This is a genomic window from Rhodosalinus sediminis, assembly GCF_003385555.1.
Taxonomy (GTDB): domain Bacteria; phylum Pseudomonadota; class Alphaproteobacteria; order Rhodobacterales; family Rhodobacteraceae; genus Rhodosalinus; species Rhodosalinus sediminis.
Genome location: NZ_QOHR01000004.1, coordinates 211,011 through 230,332, shown reverse-complemented (window position 1 = coordinate 230,332; position 19,322 = coordinate 211,011). Strand labels below are relative to the sequence as shown.

Below are 19,322 nucleotides of genomic sequence, written 5' to 3'. Positions count from 1 at the left end.
GCCCCCCCCCCCCCCCGCGCGGGCAGCGGGATCGCAGCCGAACCGATTGGGTCCGCGCGGCCAGCGCGCGGGCCGGGGCCCGCTCGGGCGCCCCTGATCGCGGTCTCGCTTGTACGCCCGGCGCGCGCGGGCTACGCACGCGGAGAGACCGCAGCAACGCCGGACGCGCGCCGATGTCCCGCATCAGCCATATCGAGCTCGACGATTCGACCCTGCCGCCGCCCACGCCCGAGATCGAGCAGGAGCGGCGCGTGGCGATGTTCGACCTTCTCGAGGAGAACCGCTTCGCCCTGCCGAAGCGCGACGACCGCGTGGTGCCGCCCGGCCCCTACCGGGTGCATCTGGCCATCCGAGAGAAGCGGCTCGTCTTCGACGTCGCCACCGAGAGCGGCGAGGCGGCGGCGGAGTTCCACCTGTCGCTGAGCCCCTTCCGGCAGGTGGTGAAGGACTACTTCCAGATCTGCGAAAGCTACTTCGACGCGGTCAAGAAGCTGCCGCCGAGCCAGATCGAGACCATCGACATGGCCCGCCGCGGCATCCACAACGAGGGCTCGCGCATCCTGATCGAGCGGCTCGAGGGCAAGGCGGAGGTGGACGAGGACACCGCGCGGCGCCTCTTCACGCTGATCTGCGTGCTGCATTTCGGGGGATGAGGCGGTGGTGCGGGACCTGCCCCAGTCGGTCCTCTTCTGCTGCGACCACAACGCCGTCCGCTCCCCGATGGCCGAGGGCATCACGAAGATGCTCTACGGCTTCGACACCTACGTGCAGTCGGCCGGCGTGCTCTCGGAGCGCGAGATCGACGGCTTCGCCATCGCGGTCTGCGGCGAGATCGGCGTGGAGCTCTCGCGCCACCGGGTGCGCAGCTTCGACGACATGCGCCAGTGGGGCGACGACCTGTCGTCCTTCGACCTGGTGGTGGCGCTCTCGCCGGCCTCGCGGCACAAGGCGCTGGACCTGACGCGCTATTTCCACCTCGAGGTGATCTACTGGCCGATCATGGACCCCACCGGCGTGGGCGAGGGGCGCGAGGCGAAGCTCGCCGCCTACCGCAAGAGCCGCGACCAGATCGCGGACAAGCTGGTGGAGACCTTCGGGCCGCCGCGCGCGGAGGCGAAGGCATGAGCGCGCTGTGGGTCGAGGCGCTGACCGGCGCGGCGCTGGAGGCCGCGCTCGACGACGTGGCGCGGCTCCGCATCGCAGTCTTTCGCGCCTTTCCCTATCTCTACGACGGGGACGCCGCCTATGAGCGCCGCTACCTCGAGCCCTACCGCGAGAGCGCGGGCGCCATCCTCGTCGGCGCCTTCGACGGCGCGCGGCTCGTCGGCGCGGCGACGGGCACGCCGCTCGCCGATCACGCCGGGGACTTCGCCGAGGCCTTCGCGGGCACGGGGCTCGACCTCTCGACGATCTTCTACTGCGCCGAATCGGTGCTCCTGCCGGAGTATCGCGGGCACGGCGTCGGGCACCGCTTCTTCGACCTGCGCGAGGCGCACGCCCGCCGGCTCGGCTTCGCGCGGGTCGCGTTCTGCGCGGTGGTCCGGCCCGAGGATCACCCGCTGCGGCCGGCCGACTATCGCCCGCTCGACCCGTTCTGGCGCAGCCGCGGCTATGGGCCCCTGCCCGGCGTGGTCGCGCGCTTCGCGTGGCGGGACATCGACGCGGCGGAGGAAACCGAAAAGCCGCTGCAGTTCTGGATGCGCGACCTCTCTGAGCCGGGGGCAAGCCCGTTGCAACGCGCTTGCAAGGCGCTTTCCGAAGCGCCTTGCCCGGCGCGACCCTCAGGAGACAGGACCATGAAGATCGCCGCCGCCGCCTACCCCATGGAGTTTCTCGACGGCTGGGCCGCCTACGAGGACAAGATCGCGCGCTGGGTGGCCGAGGCCGCCGGCGCGGGCGCCGAGCTGCTCGTCTTTCCCGAATACGGCGCGATGGAGCTCGCCACGCTCGCCGGCGCGGCGGCCGCGGGCGATCTGGAGCGTTCGGCGCGGGCCGTCTCGGAGCGCATGGGCGAGGCCACGGCGCTCCACGCCCGGCTCGCGCAGGCGCACGGCGTGCACATCCTCGCCGCCTCCGGGCCGGTCTTCGACCCCGCGCTCGGCGCGCGGCCGGTCAATCGCGCGCATTTCGTCGCGCCCTCGGGGGCCATGGGCCATCAGGACAAGGCGATCATGACCCGTTTCGAGCGCGAGGACTGGGCGATCGCGCCCGGCGGGCCGCTTCGCCTCTTCGACACGGCGCTCGGGCGGATCGGCGTGCTGATCTGCTACGACGCGGAGTATCCCCTGCTCGCGCGGGCGCTGATCGAGGCGGGCGCGGAGATCCTCCTCGTGCCCTCCTGCACGGAGCGGCGCCCCGGCTACTGGCGCGTGCGCATCGGCGCCATGGCGCGCGCGCTCGAGGGGCAGTGCGTCACGGTCATGGCCTCCACCGTGGGCGACGCGCCCTGGTCCGAGGCGGTGGACACCAACACCGGCGCGGGCGGCGTCTTCGGCCCGCCCGACACCGGCTTTCCGGAGACCGGCGTCCTCGCCGCGGGGACGCTCGACCGCCCCAGCTGGACCGTCGCCGAGGTGGACCCCGCCGCGATCGCCCATGTCCGCGCCGACGGCGTGGTGCTCAACATGACCCACTGGGCCGAGCAGCCCGCGCGCGCCGGGACGGTGGAGCGCCTCGCGCTGCGCTGATTCGCGGCTTGAAAACGGGCGCGTTTGCCCTCATTTACTCGAACGTCCGCGCGCGACGCGGGCGGTGACGACAGGAGACATCATGGCCAAGGAAGACACGCTCGAATTCCCCGGTGTCGTGAAGGAGCTCCTGCCGAACGCGACATTCAGGGTCGAGCTCGACAACGGCCATGAGATCATCGCGCATACGGCAGGAAAGATGCGCAAGAACCGCATCCGCGTCCTCGCGGGCGACCGGGTTCAGGTCGAAATGACCCCCTACGATCTGACCAAGGGTCGGATCAACTATCGCTTCAAGTAAGCCTTGCGGCTGATCCTCGGCTCGGCGAGCCCGCGCCGGCAGGAGCTCCTCGCGCGTCTCGGCGTGGTGCCGGACGCCGTGCGCCCGGCCGACATCGACGAGACGCCCGCGACAGGCGAGCTCCCCCGCCCCTACACCGAGCGCATGGCGCGCGAGAAGGCCGCGGCGGTCGACGCCGCGCCGGAGGACCTCGTGCTCGCCGCCGACACCACCGTGGCCGCCGGTCGCCGCATCCTCGGCAAACCCGCGGACGCCGATGAGGCGCGCGCCTTCCTCGAGCTGCTCTCGGGCCGGCGCCACCGGGTCGTGACGGCGGTGGCGCTGCGGCGCGGCGACAGGCTCTGGCAGCGGCGGGTGGACAGCGCGGTGAAGATGAAGCGCCTCTCCGAGGTCGAGATTCGCGCCTACCTCGCCAGCAGCGAATGGCAGGGCAAGGCCGGCGGCTACGCCATCCAGGGCCGTGCGGAGGCCTTCATCCCCTGGATGCAGGGGAGCTATTCCGGCGTCATGGGCCTGCCGCTCACGGAGACGGCCGCGCTCCTGCAGGGCGCGGGCTGGCCGCTCTGGGAGGCCGGCGCATGAAGGGGCGCAGCGTGATCCTCGGCGCGTGGGGCGGCCGCGAGGCGGCGGCGCTGATGGTCGACGGGCGCCTCGACGACCTGATCGTGAGCGCCGACGCGCCGCCGCCCGGCACGATCTACCGCGCGATCCCCGAACGCCCGATGAAGGGCCAGGGCGGGCTCTTCCTGCGCACGCCCGAGGGCCGCGTCTTCCTGCGCCAGACCAAGGGCGTGAGCCCGCGCGCCTCCCTCCTCGTGCAGGTGACGGGCTACGCCGAGCCGGGCAAGGCGCCGCCGGTGACCACGCGCCTCTCGCTCAAGGGCCGCTACGCGGTGCTCACGCCGGGCGCGCCCGGCGCGAACCCGAGCCGCGCGATCCGCGACCCGGAGCGGCGCGCCGCGCTCGCCGCGCTCGCCGAGGGGGCCGCGCCCGCCGAGACCGGCGTGATCCTGCGCTCCGCCTGCGCGGAGGCCGAGGACGCCGACATCGCCGAGGAGCTGCGCGCGCTCGCCGAGGCGCTCACCAAGATCCTTGCCGACACCGGCACCGAGCCGGCGGTGCTCTTGGAGGGCGACGGGCCGCACGCCCTCGCCTGGCGCGACTGGACGGCGCCCGCGGACGTGGAGCGCGGCGCCGACGCCTTCGAGCGCGCGGGCGTGCTCGACGCGCTGGAGGCGCTCGCCGACCCGTCCGAGGCGCTGCCGGGCGGCGCGCGCATGACGGTGGAAGCGACGCGCGCGCTCGTCGCGGTGGACGTGGACACCGGCACCGACACCTCGCCCGCCGCGGCGCTCAAGGCGAACCTCGCGATGGCGAAGGCGCTGCCGCGGGCGCTGCGCCTGCGCGGGCTCGGCGGGCAGGTGGTGGTCGACCCGGCGCCCAGCCCGAAGCGCGACCGCAAGGCGATCGAGACCGCGCTGAAGGCGGCGCTGCGCGACGATCCGGTGCAGACGGCGCTCCTCGACTGGACGGCGCTCGGCCTGATCGAGCTGCAGCGCCAGCGCGCGCGCCCGCCGCTGCCGCTCTGATCCCCGGACAAGGAGGCCCCATGCCCTGCCCCGGCTGCAATCGTCCGACCGACCCGGCCTATCGCCCCTTCTGCTCGCGCCGTTGCGCCGACGTCGATCTCGCCCGCTGGCTCTCAGGCGGCTACGCCCTGCCCGGCCCGCCGCTCGACGAGGAAGAGCTGCCGCCGGATGGCCCGGACGCGCCGCAGACCTAGCGAGGCCGCGCGATGCCCGCTTGACCGCATGCGCGCGCCGGCGTATTCGGTCCACGCGCTGCGGGTATGGTGAAACGGTATCACAGCAGCTTCCCAAGCTGTTATTGCGGGTTCGATTCCCGCTACCCGCTCCAGGCGACCTCCCCCGATGGACCGACGGAAAACGCCGGGTCGTGGCTAATGGTCGGCCGAGGGCGCGCGACCTGCCGTGCCGGAGGCGTCGGTCCTGCCGTGCCTCCACCGCGCACGCCGGGGCTGTCGACGTCAGCCTCGCCGTGTCCGATCCGTCACGTAGCGCGCCGCCGCAGTCTCCTGCGCGCCACGGTCCGACCGTCGCCCCGCATCGCGCAGCGCCCCTCACGCCCAGGCACGCAGCCGATCGGCGAGCTGGCGCAGGCGCGGGGCGACGCCCTCGGTCGGCGGCCCATCGCGCGGGGCGTCGGCGAGCGTCGTCATCCACGCCTCCGGCACGTCGCGGCCCAGCCGGTGCGACCAGCTGAGCCCGCACAGCACCGCCTCGGCCGCGGGCGGCAGGCGGTCGGGCACCTCCTTCCCCGCGAGCGCGGCCCAGGCCCGCGTCCACGCGCGGGCGACCGACCACGGGTTGTAGCCGCCCCCGCCGAGGAGCACGAACCCAGGCGCCATCGGCGCGAGCGCGCGCACCGCCGCCGCGTGGCTCGCGTTCGACCAGCCGAGGCGCGAGAGCGGGTCCTCCGTCACCGCGTCCGCGCCGCATTGCAGCACGATCGCCTGCGGCCGGTGCGCGGCGACCGCGGGCAGGATCACCTCGTCGAGCGCGCGGGCGAAATCTCCGTCGTGCGCGCCGCGCGGCAGCGGCAGGTTGAGCGCGACGCCCCCGGCGCGGTCGTCCAGCGCCCCGGTGAAGGGCCAGCGGCGTTCCTCGTGCGTCGAGATCAGGAGCATCCCCTCGACGCCGTCGAAGGCCGCCTCGACCCCGTCGGCGTGATGCGCGTCGATGTCGACGTAGGCGATCCGCTGGAGGCCCAGCGCGCGCAGCCGCAAGAGCGCGAGCACCGGGTCGTTCAGATAGCAGAACCCCGCCGCCCGGTCGGCGAAGCCGTGGTGCGTGCCGCCGCCGGGGTTGAAGACGCGCCCGCCGCCCGCCGCGATCTCCGCGGCGAGCATGGAGCCGCCGGCCGCCGTCGCCGGGCGGCGGAACATCTCGGGAAAGACCGGGTTCGAGAGCGTGCCGAGACCGTGGCGCGCGCGCACGGCCTCGGTGACGCTCTGCTCGCGCTCGGCGCGCTCGAGCGCGGCGAGATAGGCGGGATCGTGGAAGGTGGCGAGCGCGGCGGGCTTGGCGCGCGGGCTCGGGCGGTAGATCTCGCCCGGCAGCCAGCCGAGCGCGCGGGCGAGGTCGATGACCGTGGGCACCCGCGGCACGCGCAGCGGATGGCGCGGGCCGTAGCTGGAGCCCCGGTAGACGCCGGAGCCGATGAAGAGCGGTGCCGTCATGGGGTGCAGTCTAGCGCGCCGGGGCGCGCGGACGAGGCGGCGCGCCGCCAGCGCCTCCGCGCGGGGCGGCCCGTGCTGCGCGGCGCGCGGCCTCGGGGCCGGAGGGCGCGCGCGACCTCTCACGAAGCGGACGGAGGGTCTGCGCGTTTCAGGGGCGGTTCGGCTGAAGGGGCGCGCCATGGGCCGGGGAAGAAAGCCTTTCCCGAGCACGACGTCCGAAGCCGCGCAGCCGTGCCCCGCTCTCGATGACGGCAAGCGGCCCCGACGCGGCGCGGCCGGACACCAGCGCCTGCCGAGGGCCGCCGGGCCGCCTCAGGCCTCCGCCTTTTCGGCGAGGGTGAGCCATTCCTCCTCGGCGGCGGAGAGCTTCTCCTGGCGTTCGGCGAGCGCCTCGGTCGCCTTGCGGAACTTCACCGGCTCGCGCGTGTAGAGCTCCGGATCGGCGAGCAGCGTCTCGAGCTTAGCGATCTCCGCCTCGAGGCGCGCGATCTCGTCCGGGAGGGCCTCCAGCCGGTGTTTCTCGGTGAAGCTGAGGCGCGTCGCCGCCGCGGCGCCGTCCTGTTTCGCGGCCGCCCCGCCCCCGGTGCCGCCGCTCTTCGCGCGCTGCGTGGACTTCGCCTCCGACGCCTTTGAGGATGCCGCGGAAAACGGATCGCCGCCGCGCTGCGAGACGAAATCGCTCCAGCCGCCGGCGTAGACGGTCGCGCGGCCCTCGCCCTCGAGCGCGACGGTGGTGGTGGCCACCCGGTCGAGGAAATCGCGGTCGTGGCTGACCAGCAGCACCGTGCCCTCGTAGCCGTCGAGCAACTCCTGCAACAGGTCGAGCGTCTCGATGTCGAGGTCGTTGGTCGGCTCGTCGAGCACGAGGAGGTTGCTCTCCCGCGCCATGAGCCGCGCGAGGAGGAGCCGCGCCCGCTCCCCGCCCGAGAGCGAGCGCACCGGCGCGCGGGCCTGCGCGTCGTCGAAGAGGAAATCCTTGAGATAGCCGACGACGTGGCGCGGCGTGCCGCGCACCATGAGCTGATCGGCCTCGCCGCTGACGCGGAGCGCCGGATCGCCGGTCAGGTTCTCCCAGAGCGAGGCGTCCGGGTCGAGCTGCGCGCGCGCCTGATCGAAGACCGCCGGCACGAGGTTCGTGCCGTGGCGGACGTGGCCGGTATCGGGCGCGACCTCGCCCATCAGCATCTTGAGAAGCGTCGTCTTGCCCGCGCCGTTGGGGCCGACGAAGGCCACCCGGTCGCCCCGCAGCACGCGCAGGGAAAAGGGCCGCAGGATCGTGCGGTCGCCGTAGACCTTGGAGATGCCCTCGGCCTCGATCACGAGGCGGCCGGACTTCGGCCCCGATTCGAGCGCCATGGCCGCCGTGCCCTCGCGCCCGATCATCGCGGCGCGCTCGGCGCGCATCGCCTTCAGCGCGCGCAGGCGACCCTGATTGCGCTTGCGCCGGGCGCTGATCCCCTCGACCGCCCAGTGCGCCTCGGCGCGGATCTTGCGATCCATCTTGTGCAGCGCCTGATCCTCCTCCTCCCAGACCTTCTCGCGCCAGGCCTCGAAGCGGTCGAAGCCGATCTCGGCGCGGCGCACGAGGCCCCGGTCGAGCCAGAGCACCCCGCGCGACAGCGCGGTCAGGAACGCCCGGTCGTGGCTGATCAGAACGACCGCGCCCTTCCAGCTCTTCAGCCGCCCCTCGAGCCAGCGGATCGCGGCGATGTCGAGGTGGTTGGTCGGCTCGTCGAGCAGCAGGAGCTCGGGCGCGTCGGCGAGCACCTTGGCGAGCGCGGCGCGCCGCCGCTCCCCGCCCGAGGCCGCCGCCACCTCACGGTCGAGCGCCACGTCGAGCCCCTCGGCCGCCTGTTCGACGCGCCAGCGCTCCTCCGGAGCGAGGCCGTGGGCCGCGTAGTCGCCGAGGGTCGCGGCGCCCTCCATCCGCGGCTCTTGCTCGAGGTAGCCCGCGACGACGCCCTGCGGCAGGGTCCGCCGGCCGGCGTCGGGCTCGGTCAGCCCGGCCATGATCTTCATCAGCGTGGACTTGCCCGATCCGTTGCGCCCCACGAGGGCGAGCCGGTCGCCCGGCTGCACGGTCAGGTCCACGCCCTGGAAAAGCGGCGTGCCGCCGAAGCCGAGCTCGACCCCGGAAAGCTGTAGGAGCGGTGCGGACATGGGCGCGAGCTAAGCGGATCGCGGCGCGGCGTCAACGCCCGCTCACTCCGCCACCGCCCGCAGGAGCCGCTTGCGCGCCGGCGGGATCGCGCCCACCTCGACGCCGGTGAAGACATGGAGCGTGTCCATCTCGGCGTCGACCACCGCGTGATCGCTCACCCAGCCGCCCATCATCAGGTAACTCTTCAGGAGCGGCGGCATCCGCCGCATGGCGAGCCGCGCGTCCGGGCGCCGCCGCAGCCGCGCGGCGAAGCGGAAGACGTCGGGCGCCTTCACCCGCGGGCGCCAGCGCTTGGGGCCGAGGTGGCGCTCCTTCAGCATGGCGAAGGCGTCGAGATAGGCCGCCGCGTCGGTCCCCTTGAAGGAGGCGCAGCCGAAGAGGAGCTTCACGCCGGTGGCGTCCACGTGCCGCGTGAGCGCCGCCCAGGCGATGCGCAGGATGTCCGGGTCGCGCGTCGCGGGATCGACGCAAAAGCGCCCCATCTCCACGATCGGCCCGCCGAAGTCGGCGAGCGGCGACAGCTCGTAGTATTGCGCCGCATAGCTCTCGCCGATGCGCGCGCCGTCGGCGAGCGGCAGCAGCCGGAAGCAGCAGACGAGGCGCCCGGTGGCGATCTCCTCCACCAGGGCATGGGTGCAGCGGTCATCGAAGGGGTCGGCGTCGCGCCCCCCGGGCGCGGCGTCGGGGCGATCGGCGGCGAAGGCGCGGTGACGCAGGCGCTGCGCGGCGTCGAGGTCGGCCGCCGTCTCGGCCGGCCGCACGCGATACCGTCCCTTCTCCATGGCCTGCATGTGGCGGCGCCCTCTGCCTGTGCCTCAGGGTAAGGCCACCCTGTAACGCGCACAAGCGCCGGAGAGGTCCGTCTCACTCCTCGAGGAAGGTACCGGGCGAGAAGCCGCCGAGGCGGCTGAGGAGCTGACGCAGCACGCCGCGCGACCCGCCCGACTCGGTCACGCGCCGCTCGAGCGGCACCGCGACGCCGTCCTCGAGGCCGTAGCGCTCCACGTTCGTGACGGTTCCCGCATCGCTGAAGCTGACCGCCACGATCTCGCGCGAGACTTCCTCGGGCGCGCGCCACGCGAAATGCCGCATGCGGCTGGAGACGTAGTAATAGCCGCTCTCGTCGGCGAGCGCGGAGGTCGTGGGCGCGCCGATCGTCTCGCGCACGCTCTCGCGGGTATCGCCCACCTCGATCTCGGCGAGGTCCTCCGCCGGGGGCACGTAGCCGTGATCGCGATATTGCGCGGAGCAGCCCGCGAGGATGGCCGCCCCCGCGAGGAGCGTCAGCCATGTCCGACCGCCTGTCGTCTTCCGCATCGCGATCCCCGCGCTCTGGTTTTCAAACCGGTGCGTCCCGCTTACATGGAGGCAACGCGCCGTTCAAGAAAGGACCCCGGCCCGCATGGCCCGCCAGAGCGACAGCCCCAACGCCCGGAGCGACCGGCTCCGGCTTTCCGTCCTGCCCGGCAGCGCGCCCACGGCCTTCGCGCTCCAGCCCGACGCGGAGACGCGGCACGCGCTCGCCGAGGAGCTCGGCCTCGCCAAGCTGCCCAAGCTGCGCTTCGAGGGGCGGCTGCACCCGGAGGGCCGGGGCGACTGGCGCCTCGAGGGCGAGCTCGGCGCGACCGTCGTGCAGCCCTGCGCGGTCACGCTCGAGCCGGTGACGACCCGCATCGACGTGCCGGTGATACGCCGCTACCTCGCCGACTGGCAGGAGCCCGCCCCCGGCACGGAAATCGAGATGCCCGAGGACGACACCGCCGAGCCCGCGCCCGAGGTGGTGGACCTCGCCGCGGTGATGGCCGAGGCGCTCTCGCTCGCGATCCCGGACTTCCCCCGCGCCGAGGGCGCCGCCCTCGGCGAACAGGCCGCGACGCCGCCGGGCGCTGCGCCGATCGCGGAGGAAGAGACCAAGCCCTTCGCCGGCCTCGCCGCGCTGCGCGCCCGGCTGGAGGACGACGACTGAGCCGAAAAGCGGTTGCGTCGCGACGGAATGGCTGTATTTTCCGCCGCTCATCCCAATTCGGGCTTGCCCTCGCGGGATCATCCCGCCTATGTGCCGCGCAACGCCGCACGCCCGCGCCGCGGCGCGGCGGGCCGCCCCCGAAACGAACCGAGGTCCGATCATGGCCGTTCAACAGAACAAAGTGTCCAAGGCGCGCCGCAACAAGCGGCGGGCGCATGACGCCCTCTCCGGCGCCAATGCCAACGAGTGCCCCAACTGCGGCGAACTCAAGCGCCCGCACCACGTCTGCGCGTCCTGCGGCCACTACGCCGAGCGCGATGTGGTGGAGATGGTCGAAGAGGTCGATCTGGACGAGGACGCCGCCTGAGGCACGCACGGCACGGGCCCCACGCATGACCATCCCTGAGGATCGCGATGCTGGGTCCGCCGTCCCTGCCCGTGCGGGCACGGTCATAAGCGTCGACGCGATGGGCGGCGACCTTGGCCCGGCCGCCGTCGTCGCCGGCCTCGACCGCTCGGCGCGCAAGAACCCCGATATCCGCTTCCTCCTGCACGGCCCGCAGGACGAGCTCGCGCGGCTCGTCGCCAAGAAGCGCGCACTCCGCGACCGGGTGGAGCTGCGCGACGCGAGCGGCGTCGTGCAGATGACCGACAAGCCGAGCCAGGTGATGCGCCACGGGCAGGGCACCTCCATGTGGTCGGCCCTCGAATCGGTGCGCGACGGCGAGGCGACGGTCTGCGTGAGCTGCGGCAACACGGGCGCGCTCATGGCGCTCTCGATGGTGCGGCTGCGCAAGCTGCCCGGCGTCAGCCGCCCCGCCATCGCCGTGCTCTGGCCCTCGCGCAACCCGCAGGGCTTCAACGTGATGCTGGACGTGGGCGCCGACATCCGCGCCGACGCGCAGGATCTCCTGCAATACGCGCTGATGGGCGCCTCCTACGCGCGCAACGGGCTCGACCTCGCCCGCCCGCGGATCGGCCTGCTGAACGTCGGCACCGAGGAGCACAAGGGCCGCGCCGAGCTTCACGCCGCGCACACGCTCATCGCCGCGCATGCCGGGGACGCGCACTACGATTTCGTCGGCTTCGTCGAGGGCGGCGACATCCCCGGCGACCGGGCCGACGTGATCGTGACCGACGGCTTCACCGGCAACATCGCGATCAAGACCGGCGAGGGCACCGCGAAGCTCGTGGGCGATCTCTTGCGGGAGGCCTTCGCCTACACGCCGCTGTCGCGGCTGGCCTCGCTCCTCGCCTACACCTCGCTCCGGCGCCTGCAGAAGCGGATCGATCCCCGGCGCGTCAACGGCGGCGTCTTTCTCGGGCTGAACGGCACGGTGGTGAAATCCCACGGCGCGGCGGATGCGACCGGCGTCTCGGCGGCGGTGAAGCTCGCCTTCCAGCTCGCGCAGTCGGGCTTTTCCGAGCGCCTCGCGCAGCGCATCGCGGGGGCGACGGAGACCGCGCCCGCGCCGCCGGCCGGGCCGAAGAACGGGACACACGCATGACACGCCGCGCCATCGTCACGGGCGTCGGGCACTACCTGCCCGACCGGGTCGTCGAGAACAGCCACTTCGAATCGTTCCTCGACACCTCGGACGAATGGATCCGCGCGCGCTCCGGCATCGAGCGGCGCCATTTCGCCACCGAGGGCGAGACGACCTCGACCATGGGCACGCAGGCCGCCCGCGCCGCGCTCGCCGCCGCCGGCCGCGCGCCCGACGAGGTGGACGCGATCATTCTCGCCACCTCCACCGCGGACCTGACCTTTCCCTCCGCGGCGACCATGGTGCAGGCCGAGCTCGGCATGACGCGCGGCTTCGCCTTCGACATTCAGGCGGTCTGCGCGGGCTTCGTCTTCGCGCTCGCCAACGCGTCGGCGCTGATCGCCTCGGGTCAGGCGGAGCGCATCCTCGTGATCGGCTCCGAGACCTTCTCGAAGCTGATGGACTGGTCGGACCGCGGGACCTGCGTCCTCTTCGGCGACGGGGCGGGCGCGCTCCTTCTCGAGGCGGGCGAGGGCGCCGGCACCGCAGCGGATCGCGGCATCCTCGCCACCGATCTGCACTCCGACGGGCGGCACAAGGACATCCTCTACGTCGACGGCGGCGTCTCGACGGAGCGGGTGGGCCACCTGCGCATGGAGGGGCGCGAGGTCTTCCGCCACGCCATCGACAAGCTCGCCGCCACCGCGCAGAGCGCGATGGACAAGGCCGGCATCACCAGCGCCGACGTGAACTGGATCGTCCCGCATCAGGCCAACATCCGCATCATTCAGGGCACCGCGAAGAAGATGCAGATGCCGATGGACAACGTGGTGGTCACCGTTCAGGACCACGGCAACACCTCGGCCGCCTCGATCCCGCTCGCGCTCTCGGTCGGCGTGGAGCGCGGGCAGATCCGGCCCGGCGATCTCGTCGTGACCGAGGCGATCGGCGGCGGCCTCGCCTGGGGCGCAGTGGTGCTCCGCTGGTGACGGCGCACCACCGCCGCCCCGGCGCGCTCTGCAACTCCCGGCGTTGACAGGGATTTTCCGCGCCCTCTAAAGTCCCGCGCAATGAACCGGGGGGGGAAGGCATGGGAAAGACGCTGACGCGCATGGACCTCAGCGAGGCGGTGTTCCGCGAAGTGGGCCTGTCGCGCAACGAATCCGCCGAGCTCGTCGAAAGCGTGCTCGAGCACATGTCCGACGCGCTGGTTGAGGATGAACAGGTGAAGATCTCGTCCTTCGGCACCTTCAGCGTCCGCCAGAAGGCCGCGCGCGTCGGGCGCAACCCCAAGACGGGCGAGGAGGTGCCGATCCACCCCCGCCGCGTGCTGACCTTCCGCCCCTCCCACCTGATGAAGGAGCGGGTGGCGGCAGGCAACCGGCGCTGAGCGCCGGCCCGCCCATGGCCGAGAAGTCGCCCGACGCCTTCCGCACGATCAGCGAGGTCGCCGCCTGGCTGGACACGCCGGCGCATGTGCTGCGCTTCTGGGAAAGCAAGTTTCCGCAGATCAAGCCGGTCAAGCGCGCCGGCGGACGTCGCTATTACCGGCCGTCGGACATGGCGCTCATCGGCGGCATCAAGCGGCTGCTGCACGACGAGGGCATGACCATCAAGGGCGTGCAGAAGATCCTGCGCGAGCAGGGCGTGCGCCACGTCGCCACCCTGTCGCCGCCGATCGACGGGGAGGAGGCGATCGAGGCCACGCCCGAGACCCCGGGCGCCGAGATCCTGCCCTTCGCCGCGCGCGGACCTGCGGAGGCCGCGTCGGCCTCTGCTGGTGCGGACGCGGACGAGGCAGAGGCGGTCGCGGCCGACAGCGAAACCGCGGACACCACGCCCGAGCAGGCGCCCGGCGCGCCGACCGCCGAGGCTCCCCCTCCGCCGGACGCGGCGCTCGACGGCACCGACGCACCAGCCTCCGCGGACGAAGCGCCCGAGACGACCGGCACCACGGCCCCCGCCACCGAGGCGCCTGCCGAGGCACCGGACGACCAACCGCCGCCGCCGGCCGCCGACGCGCCGCCGCAGCAGGCCGAGCTCTTCGCGGAGCCCGCCGATCCCCCTGCCGCCGCGCGCCCCGCGCCGCCGGCCGCGCCCGTGCATGCGCCGGCCCGCCCCACCGCCTTCGCGGCGGACGTGCCGCCCGACCCGGAGGACGACGCGGCGGAGGCCGCCCCCGGCCCGCTCGCCACGCTCGCGGCGCTGCGGCATCTGCATCCCGACGCGGCGCGGGCGCTGCAGCCGCATCTCGCCGCGCTCGCGGCGCTGCACGCCCGCCGGGCGCCCCCGGCGCAGCGCCACCCATGACACCCCGCGCGACAGCCGCGAATTCCTCCTTGCCCTCGCGCGCAAAACAGGTAGAACGCGCGGTGTTCGGGCTATGGCGCAGTCTGGTAGCGCGTCCGTCTGGGGGACGGAAGGTCGCAGGTTCAAGTCCTGCTAGCCCGACCATCTCCGCCGCCCCCCACCGCGTCACCCCCGTTTCGGACAACCGCCCATGACCGGTGCCCTGCCGTCACAGGAAATCGCGGCGCTGACCGAGGCCGGCGCCGTGCGCGCCGCCACCCCGCTCGCCGAGGGCCAGATCCAGCCGGCGAGCCTCGACCTGCGCCTCGGGCGCCGCGTCTGGCGGCTGCGCGCCTCCTTCCTCGCGGGCGCCGGGCACCGCGTGGCCGAGCGTCTCGACGATCTCGCCATGCACGAGATCGACCTCACCTCAGGCGCGGTGCTGGAGAAGGGCTGCGTCTACCTCGCCGAGATCGCGGAGGCCCTCGCCCTCCCCGACGACGTCGCGGCCGTGACCAACGCCAAGAGCTCGACGGGCCGGCTGGACCTCCTGACCCGGGTGGTCACCGACCACGGCACCGAGTTCGACCGCGTCGCGCCCGGCTACGCCGGCCCGCTCTACGCCGAGATCTGCCCGCGCTCCTTCTCCGTGCTGGTGCGCCCGGGCCAGCGGCTGAACCAGATCCGCTTCCGCCGCGGCGACGCGGTGCTGAGCGACGCCGAGCTCGCCGCGCTCCACGCGCGCGAGGGCCTCGTCGCCGGCGGCCCGGCGGTGATCGACGGCGGCCTCGGCTTCTCCGTGGACCTCGCGCCGCGCGACGGCGGCCTCGTCGGCTGGCGCGCGAAGCCGCACACCGGGCTCATCGACCTCGACCGGATCGGCCACTACGCCCCCGCCGACTTCTGGGAGCCGCTCACGGCGCGCGACGGGCGGCTTATCCTCGACCCCGGCGCCTTCTACATCCTCGTCAGCCGCGAGGCGGTGCACATCCCGCCCGACTACGCCGCCGAGATGGCGCCCTATCTCGCCATGGTGGGCGAGTTCCGCGTGCATTACGCCGGCTTCTTCGACCCGGGCTTCGGCCATGCGGCCGCGGGCGGCGCCGGCGCGCGCGGCGTCCTCGAGGTGCGCTGCCACGAGGCGCCCTTCGTGCTGGAGCACGGCCAGACCGTCGGCCGGCTCGTCTACGAGCGCATGGCGGCGCGCCCGGATCAGCTTTACGGCGCCGGCCTCGCCTCCAACTACCAGGGCCAGGGCCTGAAGCTCTCCAAGCACTTCCGCGCCTGAGCGCGCGCCGCGGCCCTCAGAAGCGCCCGAAACGCCGGGCGAGGCGCAGCGCCTTCTTCGTCTTGCGCGCGCGGTCGCGCCCGCCCGGCGGCGGCCCCTGCGCGGCGTTGTCCCCGCGCCGGCCGCGCGTCGCCCGGTCGATCCCGGCGTTTATGCCGCGCCCGATCAGCCGGCGCATCACCTGGCGGAGCACCATCTGCACGATGCGATTGGCGTTCATCCCGCGATCCCCCGAAGGTCACTCGTCAGTCAGAACCTAGGCGCCGAAAATGGAGATTTCAGGGCATCACCCCTCGAAAAGGTCCGACTGGTCGCCGCCCGCGTCTCCGTCCGCGTCGCCCTCCGCCGCGTCCTCGTCAGCCTCGCCCTGCCCCGGCGCCACGCCGGGCCGGCTGTCGAGAAGCCCCGCCGCCCGCAGCTCGGCGAGCCCCGGCAGGTCGCGCGCGCTCTCCAGTCCGAAGTGGTCGAGAAAGGCCTCCGTCACCACGAAGGTCACGGGCCGCCCCGGAGTCGCCCGCCGCCGCCCGAAGCGGATCCAGTCCAGATCCAGCAGCTGATCGATCGTGCCCCGGCTGAGCGAAACGCCGCGAATCTCCTCGATCTCGGCCCGGGTGACGGGCTGGTGATAGGCGATGATCGCCAGCGTCTCCGTCGCCGCGCGCGACAGCTTGCGCGTCTCCTCCACCTCCGTCTGCATCAGGAAGCCGAGATCCGGCGCCGTGCGGATCGCCCAGGCCTCGCCGACGCGCACCACCTGCACGCCGCGGCCCGCGTAGCGCCGGCGCAGATGCTGCACCGCCTCCGCCGGGTCCGAGCCCTGCGGCATGCGCGCGCCCATCGCCCGCGCCGTCAGCGGCTCGGCCGAGGCGAAGAGCATCGCCTCCACCATGCGCTCCTGCTCGGCCATCGGCGGCGCGCCGAACAGGCTGCCCTCCTCCTCCGCGGCGCTTCTTCTTGGCTCAAATATCCCGGGGGAGTCGCCCGGAACGGGCGACGGGGGCAGCGCCCCCTTTTCGTCCTCGCCCTCAGCCATCCGGGCGCTCCCGCCGGCGCACCTCGATCGGCGCGAAGGTCTCCGACTGCCGGATCTCGAGCCGGCCTTCCCGGGCGAGTTCCAGCGTCGCGGCGAAGGTCGCGGCGGTGGCCGAGCGGCGGCGCGCCGGGTCGGCGCGCCACTCCTCGGGCAGATAGGCGGCGATGTCGGTCCAGGTGCCGGCGAAGCCGATCATGCCGCGCATCCGCTCGAGCGCCTCCTCCATGGTGAAGACCGCCTGCCGGTCGAAGGCCCAGGGGCGGAACTCGTCGCGGGTGCGCACGCGGGCATAGGCGTGCATCAGGTCGAGAAGCGACGCGTCGTAGCGCAGGCGCCGGACGCGCTCGACCCGCTCGGGCAGGCCGCGCGCGAAGACGTCGCGCCCCAGCCGGTCGCGCGCCATGAGCCGCGCGGCGGCGTCGCGCATCGCCTGCAGGCGCTCGAGCTGAAAGGCGAGATAGGCCGCCATCTCGTCGCCCGAGGGCCCCTCCTCCTCCGGTTCCGGCGGCAACAGGAGGCGCGATTTCAGGAAAGCGAGCCAGGCCGCCATCACGAGGTAATCGGCGGCGAGCTCGATCCGGAGCGCGCGCGCCTCCTCGACGAAGGCGAGGTACTGTTCGGCGAGTTGCAGGATAGAGACCCGGCGCAGGTCCACCTTCTGGCTGCGCGAGAGCGTGAGCAGCACGTCGAGCGGCCCCTCGAAGCCGTCGACGTCCACGATCAGCGCCTCGGCGGCGAGGCGCGCGGCGACGCCGTCCGTCGCAGGGGTCTCGGCTCCCGTCTCAGTCATGGCCCGTCACGCTCAGAAGGGCGTCATGCTTGGCCTGAAGTGCGGCGATGTCAACCGCCTCGCCCGCGCCCCGGCGGGCGAGCGCGGCCGCCGCGCGCGCCGCCGCCGCCGACGTGAGCGACCCCGCCGCCGCGACGACGGCGGCCATCTCTTCCGCGTCGCCGTTGCAGTGCAGAACCACGTCGCAGCCCGCCGCGCGCGCCGCCGCGGCGCGCGCGGCCCCACCGCCCGAGAGGGCCTGCATCGAGATGTCGTCGGTCATCAGGAGCCCCGCGAATCCGAGTTCGTCGCGGATCAGGCGGATCATCGCGGGCGAGATCGTCACGGGGCGGTCGTCGAGCGCGGTATAGACCACATGCGCCGTCATCCCGAGCGGCAGGTCGGCGAGCGCCGCGAAGGGCGCGAAATCGGTGAGCCGCAGGTCGGCCGCCGCCGCCCCGACCCGCGGCAGGGCGCGGTGGCTGTCGGCGGTGGCGCGGCCGTGGCCGGGGATGTGCTTCAGGACGGGCAGCACCCCGCCCGCCAGCAGCCCCTCGGCCACCGCGCGGGCGCGCGCCGCCACCGCGCCCGGCGTCGCGCCATAGCAGCGGTCGCGCAGCACCGGATGCGTGGTCGGCGTGGCGATATCGGCGAGCGGCGCGCAGTTCACGTCGATGCCGAGCGCGGCGAGCTCGTGCGCGATGATCCGGGCGCGCAGGCGCAGCATCTCCGCGGCCCGGTCGCCGGCGCGCGCCACGGCCTCGAGCGGCGGCGCCCAGGCGCGGCCCGCGTCCCGCGGCAGCCGCGCCACGCGCCCGCCCTCCTGGTCGATCAGGACGGGCGCGTCGCGCCCCACCGCCGCGCGCAGCTCCGCGACGAGCGCGGTGATCTGCCCCGCGCTTTCGCAGTTGCGCGCGAAGAGGATGAAGCCCCACGGATCGGCCTCGCGGAAGAAGCGGCGCTCGCGCTCCGTCAGGCGCGGCCCGGCGCAGCCGAGGATCGCCGCCGCGGGTGCGCTCACCGGGTGACGACGGGGATGCAGTCCGCCCCCTCGGCGGTGAGCGCGGCGCAGAAGCGGCGCGCGTCGGCGAGGCCCTCGAAGCCCATCGCGCGCAGCCGCCAGAAGGTGCGCCCGCCGCTCTCGGCGCGCTGCACGACGCGCGTCTTGCCGCCGAGATAGGCCGCGAAGCGGCCGTCGAGGCGCTCCCATTCGCTGCGCGCGACCTCGGCGCTCTCGAAGGCGCCGAGCTGCACGAGGCGCGTGCCGGCGGGCAGGCTCTCGGGATCCGCCTCGGGGACGGGGCGCGCGGCTGGCGCCGGCACCTCGGCGCCGCGGGCGGCGACGCGCAGCACCGCGGGCCGCACCGTCGGGCGAAGCGACCGCGCGGGCACGCCGGAGCGCGCGGCGATCGTCTTGGCGCCGCCCGGCGCGGCGGCGCTCTCGGCGTCCATCGCCATGGCCTCGGCCAGTGCCGCGGTCGTGTCGGGCACCGCGGGCACGGAGGCGGCGGCCGTCCCGGCCTCGGTCCGCCCTGCCGGGGCCGAGACCTCCTCGATCGCGTCGAGCGACAGGGCGGGCGCGTCGGCCCCTGCGATCTGATCGGCGAGCGCGCGCAGCGCGCCGGCGGATGCGGGCGCCGCGTCGTCTGTCGCCGCCGGAGCCTCCTTCGCGCGCGCGGCGAGCGCGCCCTGCGGCAGGTCCTCCTCGGTCAGGGTGACCGGCGCGGCGGCGAGGCGCACCTGCGCGGGCGGCGGCGCGGCGGTGCCGGCGCCGGCGACCTCGTTCACCGCGAGGCCCTGATGCGCCGCCGGGCGCCCGCCGGGCGCCTCGGGCTGGATGCGCGCGGCGCCCTCGGCCGCCTGCACCACGGGCACGCCGTGCACGTCGCGCTCGATCAGCCGGTAGCCCCAGACCGAGATGCCCGCGATCAGCGCGAGCGACACGGTCGCCGCCGCGATCTGCGTCATGCGCGAAAGTGAGGGCCGCCGTGCGGCCGCGTCCGGGTCGATATCCGTCATGTCCCGCCTCGTTTCCGCCCGGCGCCCCATGGGGCCGGGTCCGACTGCTCTTGCCCGATCCGC

General features: G+C 73.9%; 23 protein-coding genes, 2 tRNA genes and 1 pseudogene. 17 read left to right on the top strand and 9 right to left on the bottom strand.

From position 1 onward, the window contains the following. The first annotated feature begins 173 nt into the window (after nt 1–173). From DRV84_RS05795 to DRV84_RS05755, 9 genes and pseudogenes are all read left to right on the top strand, one after another. The gene (locus tag DRV84_RS05795; protein ID WP_115978926.1) at nt 174–653 is read left to right on the top strand and encodes a UPF0262 family protein; all 480 of its coding nucleotides are present in this window, start codon (nt 174–176) and stop codon (nt 651–653) included. Nucleotides 654–657: 4 nt separating this feature from the next. Next, nucleotides 658–1,125 (top strand): arsenate-mycothiol transferase ArsC, encoded by a 468-nt coding sequence (locus tag DRV84_RS05790; RefSeq protein WP_115978925.1) that lies wholly within the window; start codon nt 658–660, stop codon nt 1,123–1,125. Continuing rightward, nucleotides 1,122–1,709, top strand: a pseudogene (locus DRV84_RS05785) (GNAT family N-acetyltransferase); the annotation flags it as partial. The gene DRV84_RS05790 and the pseudogene DRV84_RS05785, both read left to right, overlap by 4 nt. A gap of 87 nt (nt 1,710–1,796) precedes the next feature. Continuing rightward, nucleotides 1,797–2,687: a carbon-nitrogen hydrolase family protein gene (locus DRV84_RS05780; RefSeq protein WP_115978942.1), complete on the top strand. Its 891-nt coding sequence runs from the start codon at nt 1,797–1,799 to the stop codon at nt 2,685–2,687. Nucleotides 2,688–2,769: 82 nt separating this feature from the next. Beyond that, complete coding sequence (gene infA, locus DRV84_RS05775) at nt 2,770–2,988, top strand: translation initiation factor IF-1 (protein WP_023849011.1); 219 nt, start codon at nt 2,770–2,772, stop codon at nt 2,986–2,988. A gap of 3 nt (nt 2,989–2,991) precedes the next feature. Then, complete coding sequence (locus DRV84_RS05770) at nt 2,992–3,570, top strand: Maf family protein (protein WP_115978924.1); 579 nt, start codon at nt 2,992–2,994, stop codon at nt 3,568–3,570. Then, nucleotides 3,567–4,577, top strand: coding sequence for a ribonuclease E/G (locus DRV84_RS05765; RefSeq protein WP_115978923.1), 1,011 nt, complete (start codon nt 3,567–3,569; stop codon nt 4,575–4,577). The genes DRV84_RS05770 and DRV84_RS05765 overlap by 4 nt, the downstream gene beginning before the upstream one ends. Nucleotides 4,578–4,597: 20 nt before the next feature. Continuing rightward, on the top strand, nt 4,598–4,771 hold the full coding sequence (locus DRV84_RS05760; protein WP_115978922.1) for a DNA gyrase inhibitor YacG: 174 nt from the start codon (nt 4,598–4,600) through the stop codon (nt 4,769–4,771). A gap of 60 nt (nt 4,772–4,831) precedes the next feature. Continuing rightward, nucleotides 4,832–4,905, top strand: a tRNA-Gly gene (locus tag DRV84_RS05755). A 223-nt stretch (nt 4,906–5,128) separates the two neighbouring features. Here DRV84_RS05755 and DRV84_RS05750 read toward each other — a convergent pair. From DRV84_RS05750 to DRV84_RS05735, 4 genes are all read right to left on the bottom strand, one after another. Further along, nucleotides 5,129–6,247, bottom strand: a complete 1,119-nt coding sequence (locus DRV84_RS05750) for an arginase family protein (protein WP_115978921.1) — start codon at nt 6,245–6,247, stop codon at nt 5,129–5,131. Between the two features lie 312 nt (nt 6,248–6,559). Next, nucleotides 6,560–8,407 (bottom strand): ABC-F family ATP-binding cassette domain-containing protein, encoded by a 1,848-nt coding sequence (locus tag DRV84_RS05745; RefSeq protein ID WP_115978920.1) that lies wholly within the window; start codon nt 8,405–8,407, stop codon nt 6,560–6,562. A 42-nt stretch (nt 8,408–8,449) separates the two neighbouring features. Further along, nucleotides 8,450–9,199 (bottom strand): GNAT family N-acetyltransferase, encoded by a 750-nt coding sequence (locus DRV84_RS05740; protein ID WP_115978919.1) that lies wholly within the window; start codon nt 9,197–9,199, stop codon nt 8,450–8,452. A gap of 73 nt (nt 9,200–9,272) precedes the next feature. Next, nucleotides 9,273–9,725: an outer membrane protein assembly factor BamE gene (locus DRV84_RS05735; RefSeq protein ID WP_115978918.1), complete on the bottom strand. Its 453-nt coding sequence runs from the start codon at nt 9,723–9,725 to the stop codon at nt 9,273–9,275. 85 nt (nt 9,726–9,810) lie between these two features. Here DRV84_RS05735 and DRV84_RS05730 point away from each other — a divergent pair, with 85 nt between their 5' ends. From DRV84_RS05730 to DRV84_RS05695, 8 genes are all read left to right on the top strand, one after another. Continuing rightward, entirely contained in the window at nt 9,811–10,374 is a 564-nt protein-coding gene (locus tag DRV84_RS05730) for a YceD family protein (protein ID WP_115978917.1), read from the top strand. A gap of 160 nt (nt 10,375–10,534) precedes the next feature. Beyond that, nucleotides 10,535–10,741, top strand: coding sequence for a 50S ribosomal protein L32 (rpmF, locus tag DRV84_RS05725; RefSeq protein ID WP_115978916.1), 207 nt, complete (start codon nt 10,535–10,537; stop codon nt 10,739–10,741). Nucleotides 10,742–10,766: 25 nt separating this feature from the next. After that, nucleotides 10,767–11,882 (top strand): phosphate acyltransferase PlsX, encoded by a 1,116-nt coding sequence (gene plsX, locus DRV84_RS05720; RefSeq protein WP_115978915.1) that lies wholly within the window; start codon nt 10,767–10,769, stop codon nt 11,880–11,882. Continuing rightward, nucleotides 11,879–12,850: a beta-ketoacyl-ACP synthase III gene (locus DRV84_RS05715; RefSeq protein ID WP_115978914.1), complete on the top strand. Its 972-nt coding sequence runs from the start codon at nt 11,879–11,881 to the stop codon at nt 12,848–12,850. Before plsX ends, DRV84_RS05715 begins: the two co-directional genes overlap by 4 nt. Nucleotides 12,851–12,951: 101 nt before the next feature. Then, nucleotides 12,952–13,251, top strand: coding sequence for an integration host factor subunit alpha (ihfA, locus tag DRV84_RS05710; protein ID WP_115978913.1), 300 nt, complete (start codon nt 12,952–12,954; stop codon nt 13,249–13,251). A gap of 14 nt (nt 13,252–13,265) precedes the next feature. Next, the gene (locus tag DRV84_RS05705) at nt 13,266–14,171 is read left to right on the top strand and encodes a MerR family transcriptional regulator (RefSeq protein WP_115978912.1); all 906 of its coding nucleotides are present in this window, start codon (nt 13,266–13,268) and stop codon (nt 14,169–14,171) included. 67 nt (nt 14,172–14,238) lie between these two features. Next, nucleotides 14,239–14,315: transfer RNA gene (locus DRV84_RS05700), tRNA-Pro, on the top strand. Nucleotides 14,316–14,361: 46 nt separating this feature from the next. After that, on the top strand, nt 14,362–15,438 hold the full coding sequence (locus DRV84_RS05695) for a 2'-deoxycytidine 5'-triphosphate deaminase (protein WP_115978911.1): 1,077 nt from the start codon (nt 14,362–14,364) through the stop codon (nt 15,436–15,438). A gap of 16 nt (nt 15,439–15,454) precedes the next feature. Here the strand turns inward: DRV84_RS05695 and DRV84_RS05690 are convergent, their stop codons facing one another. The 5 genes from DRV84_RS05690 to DRV84_RS05670 all read right to left on the bottom strand — a co-directional run bounded on the left by DRV84_RS05690 (nt 15,455) and on the right by DRV84_RS05670 (nt 19,259). Beyond that, nucleotides 15,455–15,658 carry a hypothetical protein gene (locus tag DRV84_RS05690; protein ID WP_115978910.1) on the bottom strand — a complete coding sequence of 68 codons (204 nt, stop codon included), beginning with the start codon at nt 15,656–15,658 and terminating at the stop codon, nt 15,455–15,457. Between the two features lie 66 nt (nt 15,659–15,724). Next, complete coding sequence (gene scpB, locus DRV84_RS05685) at nt 15,725–16,345, bottom strand: SMC-Scp complex subunit ScpB (protein WP_239994994.1); 621 nt, start codon at nt 16,343–16,345, stop codon at nt 15,725–15,727. Between the two features lie 118 nt (nt 16,346–16,463). Beyond that, on the bottom strand, nt 16,464–17,261 hold the full coding sequence (locus DRV84_RS05680) for a segregation and condensation protein A (RefSeq protein WP_115978908.1): 798 nt from the start codon (nt 17,259–17,261) through the stop codon (nt 16,464–16,466). Then, a complete protein-coding gene (gene nagZ / locus DRV84_RS05675; RefSeq protein WP_115978907.1) occupies nt 17,254–18,261 on the bottom strand; it encodes a beta-N-acetylhexosaminidase in 1,008 nt (335 codons plus the stop codon). The genes DRV84_RS05680 and nagZ overlap by 8 nt, the downstream gene beginning before the upstream one ends. Continuing rightward, complete coding sequence (locus DRV84_RS05670; RefSeq protein ID WP_115978906.1) at nt 18,258–19,259, bottom strand: SPOR domain-containing protein; 1,002 nt, start codon at nt 19,257–19,259, stop codon at nt 18,258–18,260. Before DRV84_RS05670 ends, nagZ begins: the two co-directional genes overlap by 4 nt. Nucleotides 19,260–19,322 lie beyond the last annotated feature (63 nt).

Coding starts and splice junctions, on each gene's coding strand:
- DRV84_RS05795 (WP_115978926.1), top strand. CDS start 174: ATGTCCCGCATCAGCCATATCGAGCTCGACGATTCGACCCTGCCGCCG.
- DRV84_RS05780 (WP_115978942.1), top strand. CDS start 1,797: ATGAAGATCGCCGCCGCCGCCTACCCCATGGAGTTTCTCGACGGCTGG.
- infA (WP_023849011.1), top strand. CDS start 2,770: ATGGCCAAGGAAGACACGCTCGAATTCCCCGGTGTCGTGAAGGAGCTC.
- DRV84_RS05765 (WP_115978923.1), top strand. CDS start 3,567: ATGAAGGGGCGCAGCGTGATCCTCGGCGCGTGGGGCGGCCGCGAGGCG.
- DRV84_RS05760 (WP_115978922.1), top strand. CDS start 4,598: ATGCCCTGCCCCGGCTGCAATCGTCCGACCGACCCGGCCTATCGCCCC.
- DRV84_RS05750 (WP_115978921.1), bottom strand. CDS start 6,247: ATGACGGCACCGCTCTTCATCGGCTCCGGCGTCTACCGGGGCTCCAGC.
- DRV84_RS05745 (WP_115978920.1), bottom strand. CDS start 8,407: ATGTCCGCACCGCTCCTACAGCTTTCCGGGGTCGAGCTCGGCTTCGGC.
- DRV84_RS05740 (WP_115978919.1), bottom strand. CDS start 9,199: ATGCAGGCCATGGAGAAGGGACGGTATCGCGTGCGGCCGGCCGAGACG.
- DRV84_RS05735 (WP_115978918.1), bottom strand. CDS start 9,725: ATGCGGAAGACGACAGGCGGTCGGACATGGCTGACGCTCCTCGCGGGG.
- DRV84_RS05730 (WP_115978917.1), top strand. CDS start 9,811: ATGGCCCGCCAGAGCGACAGCCCCAACGCCCGGAGCGACCGGCTCCGG.
- rpmF (WP_115978916.1), top strand. CDS start 10,535: ATGGCCGTTCAACAGAACAAAGTGTCCAAGGCGCGCCGCAACAAGCGG.
- plsX (WP_115978915.1), top strand. CDS start 10,767: ATGACCATCCCTGAGGATCGCGATGCTGGGTCCGCCGTCCCTGCCCGT.
- DRV84_RS05715 (WP_115978914.1), top strand. CDS start 11,879: ATGACACGCCGCGCCATCGTCACGGGCGTCGGGCACTACCTGCCCGAC.
- ihfA (WP_115978913.1), top strand. CDS start 12,952: ATGGGAAAGACGCTGACGCGCATGGACCTCAGCGAGGCGGTGTTCCGC.
- DRV84_RS05705 (WP_115978912.1), top strand. CDS start 13,266: ATGGCCGAGAAGTCGCCCGACGCCTTCCGCACGATCAGCGAGGTCGCC.
- DRV84_RS05695 (WP_115978911.1), top strand. CDS start 14,362: ATGACCGGTGCCCTGCCGTCACAGGAAATCGCGGCGCTGACCGAGGCC.
- DRV84_RS05690 (WP_115978910.1), bottom strand. CDS start 15,658: ATGAACGCCAATCGCATCGTGCAGATGGTGCTCCGCCAGGTGATGCGC.
- scpB (WP_239994994.1), bottom strand. CDS start 16,345: ATGGCCGAGCAGGAGCGCATGGTGGAGGCGATGCTCTTCGCCTCGGCC.
- DRV84_RS05680 (WP_115978908.1), bottom strand. CDS start 17,261: ATGACTGAGACGGGAGCCGAGACCCCTGCGACGGACGGCGTCGCCGCG.
- DRV84_RS05670 (WP_115978906.1), bottom strand. CDS start 19,259: ATGACGGATATCGACCCGGACGCGGCCGCACGGCGGCCCTCACTTTCG.